11 protein-coding genes are annotated in these 14,068 nt (G+C 47.9%); all 11 read right to left on the bottom strand.

What is annotated here, in order from left to right:
* Positions 1 to 3,659: collagen-like repeat preface domain-containing protein (locus HF638_RS22090; RefSeq protein WP_169482086.1), on the bottom strand; the 3,659-nt coding region annotated here is incomplete at its 3' end.
* A gap of 196 nt (positions 3,660 to 3,855) precedes the next feature.
* The gene (locus HF638_RS22085) at positions 3,856 to 5,253 is read right to left on the bottom strand and encodes an ATP-binding protein (protein ID WP_348982122.1); all 1,398 of its coding nucleotides are present in this window, start codon (positions 5,251 to 5,253) and stop codon (positions 3,856 to 3,858) included.
* 55 nt (positions 5,254 to 5,308) lie between these two features.
* Positions 5,309 to 6,025, bottom strand: a complete 717-nt coding sequence (locus HF638_RS22080) for a response regulator transcription factor (protein ID WP_017687664.1) — start codon at positions 6,023 to 6,025, stop codon at positions 5,309 to 5,311.
* Positions 6,026 to 6,162: 137 nt separating this feature from the next.
* Entirely contained in the window at positions 6,163 to 7,425 is a 1,263-nt protein-coding gene (ccsA, locus tag HF638_RS22075) for a cytochrome c biogenesis protein CcsA (protein WP_169482085.1), read from the bottom strand.
* The gene (resB, locus tag HF638_RS22070; protein ID WP_169482084.1) at positions 7,422 to 9,095 is read right to left on the bottom strand and encodes a cytochrome c biogenesis ResB family protein; all 1,674 of its coding nucleotides are present in this window, start codon (positions 9,093 to 9,095) and stop codon (positions 7,422 to 7,424) included. Before resB ends, ccsA begins: the two co-directional genes overlap by 4 nt.
* Before the next feature lie 14 nt (positions 9,096 to 9,109).
* Complete coding sequence (locus tag HF638_RS22065) at positions 9,110 to 9,637, bottom strand: redoxin family protein (protein ID WP_169482083.1); 528 nt, start codon at positions 9,635 to 9,637, stop codon at positions 9,110 to 9,112.
* 134 nt (positions 9,638 to 9,771) lie between these two features.
* Positions 9,772 to 10,521 (bottom strand): pseudouridine synthase, encoded by a 750-nt coding sequence (locus tag HF638_RS22060; RefSeq protein ID WP_062835222.1) that lies wholly within the window; start codon positions 10,519 to 10,521, stop codon positions 9,772 to 9,774.
* Positions 10,522 to 10,718: 197 nt separating this feature from the next.
* Positions 10,719 to 11,537 carry a S1 family peptidase gene (locus tag HF638_RS22055; RefSeq protein ID WP_169482082.1) on the bottom strand — a complete coding sequence of 273 codons (819 nt, stop codon included), beginning with the start codon at positions 11,535 to 11,537 and terminating at the stop codon, positions 10,719 to 10,721.
* A 63-nt stretch (positions 11,538 to 11,600) separates the two neighbouring features.
* Positions 11,601 to 12,134 (bottom strand): spore maturation protein, encoded by a 534-nt coding sequence (locus HF638_RS22050; RefSeq protein ID WP_169482081.1) that lies wholly within the window; start codon positions 12,132 to 12,134, stop codon positions 11,601 to 11,603.
* A gap of 6 nt (positions 12,135 to 12,140) precedes the next feature.
* Positions 12,141 to 12,767, bottom strand: a complete 627-nt coding sequence (locus tag HF638_RS22045; protein ID WP_169482080.1) for a nucleoside recognition domain-containing protein — start codon at positions 12,765 to 12,767, stop codon at positions 12,141 to 12,143.
* A gap of 31 nt (positions 12,768 to 12,798) precedes the next feature.
* The gene (locus tag HF638_RS22040) at positions 12,799 to 13,986 is read right to left on the bottom strand and encodes a D-alanyl-D-alanine carboxypeptidase family protein (RefSeq protein ID WP_169482079.1); all 1,188 of its coding nucleotides are present in this window, start codon (positions 13,984 to 13,986) and stop codon (positions 12,799 to 12,801) included.
* Positions 13,987 to 14,068: the final 82 nt, after the last annotated feature.

Raw genomic sequence — 14,068 nt, 5'->3', positions numbered from 1 at the left:
GTTGTTCCCGTACTACCTGTTACGCTAACCCCCGTAGCTCCCGTAACTCCAGTCGCTCCAGTTACTCCTGTGACGCCTGTTGCTCCGGTTTCGCCAGTTATCCCTGTTGTTCCCGTGCTACCTGTTACGCTGACACCCGTAGCTCCCGTAACTCCAGTCGCTCCAGTTATTCCTGTGACGCCTGTTGCTCCGGTTTCACCAGTTATCCCTGTTGTTCCCGTACTACCTGTTACGCTAACCCCCGTAGCTCCCGTAACTCCAGTCGCTCCAGTTACTCCTGTGACGCCAGTTGCTCCGGTTTCGCCAGTTATCCCTGTTGTTCCCGTGCTACCTGTTACGCTGACACCCGTAGCCCCACTCGCCCCAGTCAATCCTGTGATGCCGGTTGCTCCGGTTTCACCGGTAGTACCCGTTAATCCCGTACTTCCGGTTACACTGACCCCGGTAGCTCCCGTAACTCCAGTCCCCCCGGTCAATCCCGTTACGCCAGTTGCTCCGGTTTCACCAGTACTGCCCGTTGCTCCAGCTCCAGTTGCACCCGTAACACCTGTTGCGCCTGCACCCGCAATTAATGTGTAATCCGGTGATGTGCCCGGGGTGCCCGTCGGCGATGCTACATTCGCAATATACGTGCTGCCGTTAAACGTTACGACTTGACCTGCTGGATATGTCGGTGATACTGCTGGATCAAACGGTACAACCCCCGTGAGACCTGCGCCCGTTGCGCCTGTGGATCCAGTTGCGCCTGATGCCCCTGTAACTCCTGTAACTCCAGTTTCTCCCGTCACTCCGACGCCAGTCGCACCCGTTACACCGGTGGCTCCTGCACCAGCAAGCAACGTATAATCTGGCGAGGTTCCTGGTGTTCCCGTTGGCGATGCCACATTGGCGATATACGTACTGCCGTTAAATGTGACTACCTGACCCACTGGATACGTAGGCGCTACCGCTGGATCGAATGGCACAACTCCTGTCAGACCTGCACCTGTTACACCCGTTGCTCCTGAACCAGCAATCAAGGTGTAGTCTGGTGATGTGCCCGGCGTACCTGTTGGTGATGCCACATTCGCAATATACGTGCTGCCGTTGAACGTCACGACCTGACCCGCTGGATATGTCGGTGCTACTGCCGGGTCAAATGGTACAATTCCACTTAATCCTACGCCTGTGGCCCCTGTTACGCCAGATGCACCTGTAACCCCTGTACTCCCCGTCACTCCAACTCCGGTTGCACCCGTAACACCCGTGGCTCCTGCACCAGCAATCAACGTGTAATCCGGGGAAGTTCCGGGCGTTCCTGTTGGTGACGCCACATTCGCAATATACGTGCTGCCGTTGAACGTTACGACCTGACCCGCTGGATACGTTGGTGCCACAGCTGGATCAAATGGTACAATTCCACTTAAACCTACGCCTGTGGCTCCCGTTGCACCTGATGCCCCTGTGGCTCCTGTAGGACCTGCCCCTGCAAGCAGTATATAGTCCGGCGAGGTGCCTGGTGTACCTGTTGGTGATGCCACATTGGTAATATACGTGCTTCCATTAAATGTCACAACTTGACCGGCTGGATACGTTGGAGCTACTGCCGGGTCAAACGGCACAACTCCATTTAAGCCAATGCCTGTGGCTCCTGTAACTCCCGTTGCTCCCGCGCCGGCAAGCAACGTGTAATCCGGTGACGTACCTGGCGTTCCCGTTGGCGATGCCACATTCGCAATATACGTACTTCCATTGAACGTTACGACCTGACCCGCTGGATACGTTGGCGCCACAGCTGGATCAAAAGGCACAATACCTGTCAAACCTGCACCAGTTGCTCCGGTGCTTCCCGTGACCCCCGCCCCGGTTGGCCCAGTGACACCCGTCGCTCCTGCACCAGCAAGTAATGTATAATCCGCTGATGTACCCGGCGTTCCCGTTGGTGATGCTACATTGGTTATATACGTGCTTCCATTAAACGTTACAACCTGACCCGAAGGATACGTTGGGGCTACGGCTGGATCGAATGGCACTATGCCTGTCAATCCTGCACCTGTTGCTCCCGTTACACCTGATGCCCCTGTGGCTCCTGTTGGTCCTGCACCTGCAAGCAATGTGTAGTCTGGCGAAGTACCTGGAGTACCCGTAGGAGAAGCCACATTGGTTATATACGTACTGCCATTAAAGGTAACGACCTGACCAGCTGGGTACGTTGGAGCTACTGCAGGGTCAAACGGAACTGCACCATTTAGGCCTATACCCGTAGCTCCAGTCGCACCTGTAACACCTGATCCTGCCAGTAAAGTATAGTCTGGTGAACTACCTGGCGTACCTGTTGGCGATGCGACATTCGTAATGTAGGTACTGCCGCCAAACGTGACGATCTGTCCAGCTGGATAGGTTGGTGCTAATGCCGGATCGAACGGCACGATGCCACTTAATCCTACACCTGTGGCTCCGGTTGCCCCAGTCGTTCCTGCACCTGTGGCTCCCGCAGCCGCAAGTAGCGTGTAGTCCGGCGAGCTTCCTGGAACTCCTCCAGGACTTGCAACATTCGTAATGTAAGTACTACCGTTATACGTAACGACCTGACCGGCTGGATATGTTGGGGACTGAGCTGGATCAAAAGAAGTTATTCCCGTTAAACCTACACCGGTTGGTCCTGTAGCCCCTGCAGCAGCAATTAATGTATAATCCGATGAAGTTCCCGGTGTTCCTATTGGACCAGCTACACTTGTAATGTAAGTGCTACCGTTATACGTAATTACTTGACCTGCGGGATAACCTGGCGCGAGCGCTGGATCAAAAGCTAAGGCTCCAGTCAAACCAGCTCCGGTTGCCCCCGTTGCTCCAGTCGTTCCACCCGACAGCAAAAGAGTGTAGTCTGGGGAACTTCCCGGTGTACCCAATGGACCGTTTACATTGACAACATAGAGACTTCCGTTAAAACTGACGACCTGACCTTGAGCATATGTAGGCCCAAGCGCAGGGTCAAACGCCGTAATATTGTTCAAACCCACACCAGGTGCTCCTGCCGGACCCTGCGCTCCCTGTGGGCCAACTGGCCCCACTGGTCCTACGGGTCCAATTCCTCCTGCTGGTCCCGCAGGCCCTTTCACCCCAGGGACGCCAGGTACACCCGGTACGCCCGGAACTCCTGGTACACCTGGAACTCCTGGGACCCCTGGTGGGCCAGCGGGTCCGGTAATGCCCCCGGTTCCGAAAGTCGTCGTTGCCCGACTTAAGGATACAGATATCGAACGGATTAACCCCACAAGTTTATCTTTTTCTGCAGGCGGCACTTCCAGGAGTAACGTCACACTTAACAAGTCATCCAGTAAGTTTTGCAAGTTGCCTGCAAGATTAATTAAAGGGACAGGCACAACCTCTGAGCCTGCAATCGTCAATTCCAATACGGCTTGCAATTCTGCTTTTACCCCGGCACGAAATCCAGAATTATTTACAAAAGTAAGCAACTGGCGCAACCCGTTTTGCAATGCTAGTATGTTGGCTGAAGTTGGCTGACTGATCGCAGCAGGAATAGTTACAGCTAGAGAATCAAGAATGGATGTGAACTGTTCCAGTTCACTTGATGTTATGGGGATAAATGGAGAGCCCGCTCTGAAAGATCTGCCTTCCAGAAACGCTTTAATATTGACCCTTTTTCGATCATCGGACATGCTTAACTCAATCCTCCTCTAACTTGCTTGTTTTTCAAGCTTATGTAATATAGGAGGGAAAATTATCTTGGACACTCTTTTTAGTCAAAATAAAACGATGATTCATGTTCCACGTTGAACAAGATTAAACGGTACTCTTCAACAAAAAAACACCCTCCATAAGAGGGTGTTCTCGCACTTTTTGTATGAAATCAGGCTATTTCGATGAATCTACGGGAAATTGTAAAATAAACTCCGTACCTTCGCCAAGTACACTATTCACATTAATGATGCCTTGATGGGCATCTACAATATTTTTCACAATGGCTAAGCCGAGGCCTGTGCCTACACTTTCACCCCGAACACGTGCTTTGTCTGCTTTGTAGAAGCGTTCGAAAATAAAAGGTAAGTCAGAGGAAGGGATACCTACACCCTGATCCTTCACAGATACCCTCGCGAACGGAGCGCGAAGATGCGTAACCAGTTCGGCAGAAATCATTACATTTTTGCCAGTAGGCGTATGCCTGAACGCATTGTCTAGCAAATTCGTAAACACCTGCTCCAGTCGATCCTCATCTGCCTGTTGAAGTTCAATGGTTGGCTGTTTGCATTCAAACTGCAGTTGGATTCCCTGTTCTTTCGAGCGTACCGAGAACTTCCGATATACCCGTTCCAGCAGTTCTCCGAGGTCAACTTCCTTCATCACCATGTCCGTGTGTCCAGCTTCCATCCGGGCAAGATCAAGCAAATCTTTGACCAGTCTTCCCATCCGCAGGGACTCATCATGAATAACCTGAATAAGTTCTTCACTCTCTTCCGGTGAGGTTGCCATGCCATCCAGAAGCGCTTCACTGTAGCCTTGCATCATGGATAACGGTGTCCGTATCTCATGAGATACGTTAGCCACGAAATCACGCCGCATTTTCTCCAGCCGTACTTCTTCTGTTACGTCTCTCAAGACAGCCACAGCGCCTCTGACAACACTATCAGCATACAATGGTGCCATCTGAACAGACCAGACACCTTGCTGTACATGAACATTGGAGCTCTGATCCCTGCCTTGCTCCATCACCAGTCTGAACAAAGGAAGGAGAGGCTCTGGTACATCACGCGAAGAATTTCCATACTGCTCGGAATCTTGTCCTTCATCCATCTGTGCCCAATCCAGGTCATACCAAGCCTGCATGATCTTCTCTCCTGGCGGATTCGTCAGAATAACTTTACCTTCACCATCAAAAGTAACCACCGCATCGGTCATGCTTCGAAGTACACTCGCTAAATGTTCTTTCTCATGGTTAAGGTTGCGAATGTTATCTTCCAGTTGGGCGGCCATATGATTAAATGTGTTGGCAAGTTCACCAATCTCATCACTTGTCACCAGGGAGAGACGTGTTCCATAGTTCCCTTTGCGAATCGCATTGGCTGCCTGAATCAATTGCTGCATAGGCTGCGTAATTTTAGTGAACAGAAACAATGCAAAAAACGTCGTTAAGCTGAATCCGATAATACAGATATAGGTGAACAACCGCTTAATATCTCTGGATTCGGATTCTGCAAAGTTCGTATCAATGTAGGGCAGCAAAAAAAGACCCAGCGCTATAAGTACACAACCCACAAGGCAGATAATAGTGATCCATAACTTCCCGACCAGCGATCTCCAGAAATTAAAACTATTTCGGTACTTCCAGTTTATAACCCACACCCCACACCGTCGTAATCATGGCCGCCGATTCAGGCGATACCTTGTTAAGTTTCTCGCGAAGACGCTTCACGTGCGTATCCACGGTACGAAGATCGCCAAAGAATTCGTAATTCCATACATCTTTGAGCAATTCTTCTCTGGAGAAAACTTTGTCTGGAGATGTTGCCAAATAGTGCAGCAATTCATATTCTTTTGGTGTAAGACTGATCTCTTCACCGCCAGCGGTTACCCGGTGGGCATCATGCTCAATAACCAGATGCGGGAACACAATGTTGTTACTCGAATTGCTCTCCTTGGAGAGATATGCTGTTGCAGAAGATCGACGTAGAATCGCTTTTACGCGATAAATCACTTCACGCGGGCTGAATGGTTTTACAACATAATCATCAGCACCAACTTCGAAGCCCTGAACCCGGTTAATTTCTTCACCTTTTGCAGTGAGCATCAAAACCGGCGTTGATTTTACCTGACGAAGACGGGTACACACTTCAACGCCATCCATACCCGGCAACATCACATCAAGCAAAATTAGTCCGTAGTCACCTGCTGTTGCTTTACGCAGCGCAGTTTCTCCATCCTCGGCTTCATCGATTTCATAACCTTCTTTTTCAAGATACATTTTCAAAAGTCTGCGGATTCTCTCTTCGTCATCCACGACCAGTATTCGATTCTCATGTTCAGCCATGCCTCTCCAGCCCCTTTGCAATAACTCCTCATCACTTCTATTATGTTCGATCTGGCGAACAATATTTGAATACCCTTCAATAAAAAGGTACATTTGTGTTTCCCGCTTCTAAACTGACCTTTACAATACGAGTTGTCCTAGTCCGCTCCAGCGTAAGAATGTAATCCGGCAATAATCAGATTCACCCCAACCAGTGTAAACATAACGACCAGGAAGCCAAGAACTGCAAGCCATGCAGACTTTTGACCTTGCCAACCTCTGGATAAACGCAAATGCAGATACACACTATAATATAGCCATGTAATTAATGCCCACACTTCTTTGGGGTCCCAGCCCCAAAAGCGACTCCAGGCAATCTGTGCCCAGATCATGGCAAAGATTAATGCTCCCAGCGTAAATATCGGAAAACCAATGGCAATCGCGCGATAACTAATCTCATCCAGATCATCGGCATCGATTCCATCCATCATCGGTTGTAACGCTTGTCCAAGTGGTCTGCGCACAAGAAGTCGTACAATTCCATACAGGATCAGACCTACAATAAGTGACCAAACCACCGTATTAAGCTTGCGCCCGGCATTTACCCCGTTCATCCAGGAAGGCGTCTCAAGTAAAGGTTTTTTCATGCCAAGAAACGGTGTCATGCTCTCCACTTCGCTATTATATGGTGCAAAAATCGGAGGCATGCGATAAATCACTTTCTCTATTGTACTATTTTCCTGTACCTCTGTGTCAATGCTGACCGTTTTCTGTACAAAAACCGTCTCGTAACCAGTGGCACGAAAGGTAAATACCGTTCCGATAAATCCGATGACTACAACGATCGTGATCAGGGTGAATTCGACCCATCCTCGTTGGCGTCTTGAAGACTTGTCTTTACCACTGAAATCAACGGTACGAAGCAAATACATGAATCCTGCGGCAAAACCGACGGCGAAGAATGCTTCACCAAGCGCGGCCAACGTCACATGAATTTTAAGCCAAATCGACTGAAGTGCCGGGATTAGTGGTTGTACCTCCTGAGGAAATACAGCGGCATACGCCATAATAATGATGGTAAGTGGTAAGGCAAACAAACCAAGTAATGACTTGCGGTATATGGCATATACGACAATAAATGCAACCATGATCATCATGGACAGAAAAGACATGAACTCGTACATGTTACTAACCGGGATATGACCTGCCCCAGCCCAGCGGGTTACAAAAAATACGATATGTGCCGCCAAGGCGACAGTTGAAGCGATAAAAGCTCTTTTCCCCCAACGATTCATATGGTCCAGAGGATCACGATTACTCCATTTTTTGCCCATTACCGCGACAGCATATAACAAGAATGCAGCACAATAGAGAAAGAAAGCTACGATAAATGCGTCGCTGCTGAAATCCAATAAACTCATGCTTGGTTCCCCCCGTTATCCAACGACTTCTCTTCCACTTCCAGATTCATCTGTTTCAAGACGGCCGCAACTTCACGCCTGAAGCCAAACCAGTTTTTGTTGGTATGCCCACCCAAAGTGAGCTGTTTATCATCAAAACGAATCCAGATGCGGCGATGATGCCAATAAAAACCCATGACCAAACCCAACATAACAATACCGGCTCCTACCCATACAAAAGGCATTGCTTTATCCACTCGTATATTGAGATAACTTACGGACTGAATAATATCGACCTTGTCCATGCTGTCTACTTCAAGTTGTAAAGGAATCTCAGCTCCAATCAGCTGTTGGTTAATCGCATCCTGTTGAAAGCGTTGTTTATCAATCTGCTTCGCAAAGTACAGATATTGTATCCCCTCTTCAGGCAGATCAGGTCCCTTGATGAGAAAGAGAAAAGCTGGTGCATTAGGTGAAGGCGATTTTGATTTGGGCTTACCATTCTCATCCAATCCAAAGTCCATAAACTTTTCTTTTACCGTGAGATTATAAGGACCAGCTTCAAATGTTCTTTGGGTATCTACCATATCGATCTTAATTGCCCCGTATACTTCACCCGTCTTCGTATTGACAAGATCAGGCGTTACGGACCGAATGGTGGGTGTTAGATCATAATCAAATTGATATGCCTTCAGACCGTTATAATTCATTGGATGATTCACCCGCACATCATGTTTTGCCACTTCAGCTAATTGAGGTTTCTTCGAGAGATCCGAACAATCTGCTGTACATTCATACAAAACAACTTTCGTTTCAAACAGTTTCGGAACAGTTTTATTCAGGTTACGGAATTGTTCAGGTACTTCTTCCTCACTGTAGAATTCAACATTAAACTGTTCATTTTGCAAATACATCGAAGTATTCGGGATCTTTTTGATCTCACCTTCTGGAAAAGCGACATGCTCATCCAGATTCAGGCCAGGAAGTCCTCGTGCGAGCACCGCCAGCAGAAATATAATGAGTCCAATATGGATGACATATGGCCCCCATCGACTGAATCTCTGTTTCTCGGCGAGTAATGCATCCCCCTGGGTGTGCACGCGGTATCCTTTCTTTTTCAGCGGAGTAACCGCTTTCTTAATCCAGTCTTCTGGTGCCTCTTCAATGGAACCTTGGTACACCAGACGCTGTCTAGTCAAAAATCGCGTATGTTTGCGTATTTTCTGTTTATTCAGTGCTTTGTAGAGCGGTAAGACGCGATCCAGACTGCATATCACCAATGATGCACCAATCAGCACCAGCAGTAGAATAAACCACCAGGATTCGTATGTATGGGACAGACCCAACAGATAATAGATATGACCCAACTGACCGTATGTTTCTTTGTAATACACGGAAGGATCAATATTCAAGAATGTACTTTCTTGCGGATAGATCGTGCCAAGCATAGAGCCTACAAGCGTGAAGACAATCATATAGACGGCAATTTTGACGGATGAAAAAAAGTTCCATATGCGGTCAATGATATTGGGATTACTCCGCTGTGAACGGCGCGCCATGCCATCATAACGCATTTCCAGCACTTCATCCGATTTAGCTTCTGCCTCCAGTAGCGGTTTCCCACATGCTTCACATAATACAGTGCCTACCGGATTCTGATGTCCGCACTCACATTTGGTATTTTGGAACACGAATAGACCTCCTGTCAGGGCTGCTTCGCCAGTTGCGAAATTTGAGCGTCAAGCGTGTCCAAATCAAGTTGCCCGATATGAATGGTAGAGATTTTGCCCGTGTCGGATACAAAGAATGTCGTTGGCATCGGAGAGATCCCGAAATCACGAACCGATTTTTTCTCCCGGTCTAACATGATTGGAAACGTAACCCCAACCTGCCGTACAAAATTATCCACGGTCATCTGGTCTTCCCCTACATTAATCCCGACAAATTGTACTCCTTGGTCCTTCCATTTGTCAGCTTGTGCCTGAAGTGCAGGCATTTCTTTAACACAAGGTTCACACCACGTGCCCCAGAAATTGATCACCATCGCTTTACCTTTGTACTCATCAGACGTATGAACTTGACCATCCAGGCCCAGCAGTTCAAAAGAAGGAGACTTGTCCCCTTCCTTTGGCTTGCCATTCGAGCCGGATACCGATGTGGTAATCGCATATCCGCCCAACACCAGGATCAATAACAAAATGACGATTTGCACCGTTCTTCTTGATTTCCCCATGTGCTGCTCCCCTTTTAAGTGACTATAACAATCGCATATCATTGATCTAAGACAACTGTGAACATCCTATGAACAATTATAGCGAATTTCGTCACAAAACTGCGGCGGTTTTATGAAAATTATGTGTCCTCACATTACCTTTTTTTCATTTTTTTGGCTGGTTCTGATTGTGCGAGGGTAATCAGGTTGTTGACTTCTTCTTTGGTCAGATTGCGTGTCAAACCACGTTTCAGGTTTTGTAGCAAAATACCACCAAACGAAATCCGTTTCAATCGAGTTACCGGATGGTTAATCGCCTCGAACATACGTCTAACCTGACGGTTACGCCCTTCATAGATCGTAATGGAGATCACCGACTCATTGGCCGCTGTATCCACATCTTTATACTCCACCTCTGCAGGAGCAGTCATGCCGTCATCCAGCATAATGCCAGTCTTTAATTTCTCCAGAGCTGTACCATGCGGCACACCTTTGACCGTTGCATGATACGTTTTGGGTACGTGATGCTTCGGATGCGTCAACAAATGTGCAAACTCACCATCATTGGTCAGGATCAATAAGCCCTCTGTGTCATAATCCAGACGACCCACAGGGTATACCCGTTCCTTGACACCTTTCAGGTAGTCGGATACAATTTTCCGACCTTCCGGGTCAGATGCACTTGTGATTACGCCTTTTGGCTTATTCAACATTAAGTACACTTTTTTCTCACTGCGGATCGGTTTTCCATTAACCGTAATCATATCCTCTTCGGGGTTCGCTTTCGTACCCAGTTCGGTTACGACCTCCCCGTTAACTTCTACTTTGCCGGACAGGATCAGTTCCTCGCTCTTGCGGCGGGATGCAATGCCTGCCTGTGCGATAATTTTTTGTAATCTTTCCATGTTTGTCATGTCACCTCACACTAATGATACCCATCACGCAGGGAAATCACAAGGATAATCCAAGGATTTTGTAAACTGGAGACACGAATATCCATTTCTGGCTACCTTCCTCCTCCAGATTGATGCAAAAAAAGGCTTACCCTTACACAACCTGTTGAACACAGATGGCGTAAAGATAAGCCTTTTCCTCAAATCATTTAATTGGAAACTTTGCCGGCAACCGCAACCTGCTTTTTGGCAGGCGTGCTGCTATCTTTAATAAAAGTCTGCAATGTTTTGGAAGTAATATAATAGGTTCGTCCACCGTACACAAAGGTCATCATACCGATCACCCTGTTGTTCTGATCCAGAACAGGACCACCTGAATTACCTTGTGCCATGGATTTAACAATACTACCGATTCCCTTCTTGCCTGGAACATCCGAAGCTTGGGAACTGAACACTCGGCTTTTGGCTATCGTATTGTAGGTTGAAGGGAAATCTTCATCCAGAATAACAAGATCACCAGCAGGATTTTTGGGGAATCCAATGGTGTAGACGACCTGGTTATCCCTTGCGTTTGTAAATGTGACCGGTTGGGCGTCTATCTCCTTGTCCAGCTTCAGTAGTGCCATGTCTGTCACCGGATCTGTTTTAATAATCTTCGCCTTTACAGGCTGACCCAAGGAACCCGGACTTGCAACAGTCAGTGTGCCTTCATCGCCATCAGACAGTTCAGCATAACTCTGAACGACATGGTAATTCGTGAGTACTTCATCCTTGGAGATCAGTATCGAGGTACCAACATCATAATATACCATATCGGGTTCATCCTGCTTGACCAAACGTACATTCACAACTGGAAAAGAATCCGCTGTGACCGCCATTTGTGCACGCAGCTGTTTGTCGAAGTATCCTGTAAAATGTATCGTCTGAACGGCTTGAGCCGCCGCCAGCCCCGTTGACCCTGCGAGCATTGCAATAGCAAGCACGCCTGACATTCCGACACGGAGCATTCGTTTCCAACTCTTCTGCATGTCTCACTCTCCTCCGCTATTATTCTAGCATATCTAATATATCGGAAGGAAAGGAGATATCTTTTAACCAAAAACGAGCAAACAAATGGCGAGCGCAGCAATAAAACCAACGACATCGGAAAACAACCCCACTTTGAGCGCGTACCGACCGTTACGTATTCCTACAGCTCCAAAATAGACAGTCAGCACGTATAACGTGGTATCTGTACTTCCCTGAACCGTAGATGCCATGCGTCCAATCATGGAGTCAGGACCATGAGTTTTGATCAAATCGGTTGTAAACGCAAGGGAGCCTGTCCCGGTCAACGGACGCAGAATCCCGAGTGGCAATACTTCCCCTGGTACACCCATCCAGGATACAAGCGGAGCTAATAGACTAATTACAAAATCCAATGCACCAGAGGCACGAAAGACGCTGATCGCGACCATCATGCCCACGAGATGCGGAATAATGCTGATTGCAGTCGAGAATCCATCTTTGGCCCCATCAACAAAGGATTCGTATACCGGGACCTTTTTGGTAAACGCATATAATGGAACAAACGCGATAATAACCGGGATGGCCCAGACGGAGATCCAGTTGATGAAGGTTAACAAGTGTGCTCATCCTTTCATGCCGGGATTGCCACTTTTCGGTATGCGCGGCGGTTTATGTAATGCCCTGTTTCGATACCAGCGATCGGCCATTATAGCAGCAAGTGTAGCGACGATGGTAGCCATCAATGTTGTTCCCACAATCTCTGTAGCATTTGCGGAATGATAGTTTAACCGGATGGCGATCAGCGTTGTCGGAATAATGGTAATGCTCGCTGTATTCAGAGCCAGTAAGGTGCACATGGCAGGAGAAGCGGTTTGTTTGTCCGGATTAAGCTCCTGCAGTTGTTGCATAGCTTTGATTCCCATTGGAGTAGCCGCATTTCCTAACCCCAGCAGATTCGCACTCATATTAGAGAGAATATAACCCATCGCCGGGTGATTTTTGGGCACATCGGGGAACAGGAAACCAACTACCGGACCAAGCAGCTTAGCAATCCGGGCCAAGAGACCAGCATCTTCAGCCATTTTCATCATACCCATCCAGAACACAAGCACACTGATCAGTCCAAAACAGACCGTTACTCCCGTTGCCGCACCATCGAAAGCGGCTTGCGTGACCACTTCGATATTGCCGTTGATGGCTGCAAAAGCAAATCCGATCAAGATCATAAGTAGCCAAATTAGATTAATCATGGGTTACATCCTCCCTTCAACGAGATGTTAATTAAGGAGATAACAGGTGACTTAACACGGCACGCCATGCAGCTGCCCAGGAAGAGACATTGCCGATGCCACCCATCGTTGCATCTGCTGTCTTGGGTTCAGGAGGAATATAACTACCTTTGCGATACACCGGAATTGAGCCAACAAGTTTGCCGTCTAACTGCATATCAATACGACCTGCCAATCCGAAGGAAGGATCGGTCGATGGTTCCTTGCCTTCCGTTTCCGACTGTGCTCGATTCTGGTGCAGAATCAACTTCTTGGTCAATGAGCTTTGTTCACTCTTAGCCAGTGGGTACCAAAATCCCCGGCCCGTAACGACATCTGTATTTTGCACAGGCTGTTCTTGTTTGGCCACCTCTACCAACGGGAAGTATTCAAACCCAAAATCGAGCATCCGAGCATGATCATTCCAGTCGTTACCATCGTTCAGCGTTACCGCGGCGAGCTGCTGTCCATTACGTGTAGCCGAGCTGACCAAACATCGGAAAGCTTTCTTCGTGTAGCCGGTCTTCACCCCATCTGCACCTTCATACATCCGCAGCATTTTATTTTTGTTGTGCCAGGAGTATTCCCAGCTTTCATTGGGATTCGGTGCGGATTTGTCCTCCGTAGCTACGATGCGTTTGAACACCGGATTATGTAACGCATATGCTGTTAATCTGGCCAAATCATTGGCTGTAGAATAATGACCTTCTGCATCCAAACCATGAGGGTTCCTAAAATGTGAATGCGTCAGACCAATTTGCTCCGCCTTTTTGTTCATTAACAGTACGAAACCTTCTTCCGAACCACCCACATGTTCTGCGATCGCAGAGGCCGCGTCATTGCCTGAACGGAGCATTAGCCCGTACAACATGTTTTCGAGCGTCATCTCTTCACCTAATTTGAGATAGATAGAAGATCCTTCTTTGGCAAAAGCCGAGGGAGACACTTTAACTTTCTCATCCAACTTGCTGTGTTCGATCGCTACGATCGCCGTCATGATTTTGGTCAAGCTGGCAATTCGCAGTTCCTTATCCCCATCCTTGCTGTATAAGATCCGACCTGATGTGACATCAATGAGAGCAGCGCTTTGCGCATGTGTTGACGGACCTTGAATCGTTGCCTGGGCTTGAGTAACCCCAAATGAAGACAGCAAGAAGACAGGGATAAGCATGCATGCAATGACTTTCGTTATTTTTCGCATCAATTCATTCCTCCGGGTCACTTGGAATCTTGTACTATCTTATGTTCGGACAACTTGGAGTATGTCCCATAGGGCAAAAACA

The organism is Paenibacillus sp. SZ31, from assembly GCF_012912005.1.
In the GTDB taxonomy this organism is placed as follows: Bacteria; Bacillota; Bacilli; order Paenibacillales; family Paenibacillaceae; genus Paenibacillus.
The sequence above is the reverse complement of the archived record's forward strand: the minus strand, read 5'-3'. Positions and strand labels throughout refer to the sequence as shown.

What these genes read in the sequence shown, in the direction of transcription:
- ccsA (WP_169482085.1), bottom strand. Translation starts at nt 7,425, where the DNA reads ATGAGTTTATTGGATTTCAGCAGCGACGCATTTATCGTAGCTTTCTTT.
- HF638_RS22080 (WP_017687664.1), bottom strand. Translation starts at nt 6,025, where the DNA reads ATGGCTGAACATGAGAATCGAATACTGGTCGTGGATGACGAAGAGAGA.
- HF638_RS22040 (WP_169482079.1), bottom strand. Translation starts at nt 13,986, where the DNA reads ATGCGAAAAATAACGAAAGTCATTGCATGCATGCTTATCCCTGTCTTC.
- HF638_RS22055 (WP_169482082.1), bottom strand. Translation starts at nt 11,537, where the DNA reads ATGCAGAAGAGTTGGAAACGAATGCTCCGTGTCGGAATGTCAGGCGTG.
- HF638_RS22045 (WP_169482080.1), bottom strand. Translation starts at nt 12,767, where the DNA reads ATGATTAATCTAATTTGGCTACTTATGATCTTGATCGGATTTGCTTTT.
- HF638_RS22060 (WP_062835222.1), bottom strand. Translation starts at nt 10,521, where the DNA reads ATGGAAAGATTACAAAAAATTATCGCACAGGCAGGCATTGCATCCCGC.
- HF638_RS22065 (WP_169482083.1), bottom strand. Translation starts at nt 9,637, where the DNA reads ATGGGGAAATCAAGAAGAACGGTGCAAATCGTCATTTTGTTATTGATC.